Annotated in this window: 1 rRNA gene; it reads right to left on the bottom strand. The window is 35.6% G+C overall.

Annotated elements, in window-relative coordinates:
* Positions 1-574: 574 nt before the first annotated feature.
* Positions 575-686, bottom strand: a 5S ribosomal RNA gene (gene rrf / locus AC1DFM_RS34645).
* Positions 687-850 lie beyond the last annotated feature (164 nt).

Here is an 850-nt window from a genome sequence, read left to right as displayed (position 1 = left end):
GTAAAGAAGTTTTGATACTGACTAATTTCTCTCGAAATCAATCGGATCATTTTAATTATGTATAGCTGTACATTACCTGTTTGATTCAAAATATCACTATTTCAAATCGTGCTGTTGTTTCCAATCTTTCAAAGAACTTATCGGTTATTGCTAACCGCTAGATGATGTGTGAGATCCGATCTCCGTGACTCTTTAGTCAAACATCCTGTTATTTTTAGAAGAACTTTTTCGCGTCGTTTGCGTTGGGGTTGCAAAGGTAGTGATCTTTTATTTAACCACCAAAACTTTTTTAAAGTTTTTTACATCTTTAATTATCTTAGTATCAATGACTTGTCTATTGAGAAATGCACATTAACACTTTGATAACCAACCCATTATTTTACAAAGAACATTAGATTTTTGGAGCGGATGTCAAAGATATAATCTTTATCATTCGCAACAAAACTATTTAACCTTATTTCAATTTATTCAACCTACTGTTGAGTGTATTTCCGACAGATCTGAACGATCCCCTTTCTTTTATAGAGAAAGAAAAGAAAAAGTCCTGGCATGTCACCAGGACTTTTCTTAATAAGTATGGCAGCTACCTACTCTCCCGCATGATTGTGCAGTACCATCGGCCATGAGGGGCTTAACTTCTCTGTTCGGAATGGGAAGAGGTGAACACCCTCGGCAAAACCACCATAAGATCTTTTTTGCTGTTACAGCAAACTAATAAGATAACATATCGGGAAAGTTGTATTCAAAACTCTTTAGCGTAATATTTAAAAAATTAAAGCTTACGGGCAATTAGTATTACTCGGCTGCGATGTTACCACCCTTACACCTGTAACCTATCAACGTCGTAGTC

This window comes from Chitinophaga sp. 05T412, from assembly GCF_056396465.1.
Note: the sequence above shows the minus strand (reverse complement) of the source record. Positions and strands in the feature narration are given on the sequence as shown.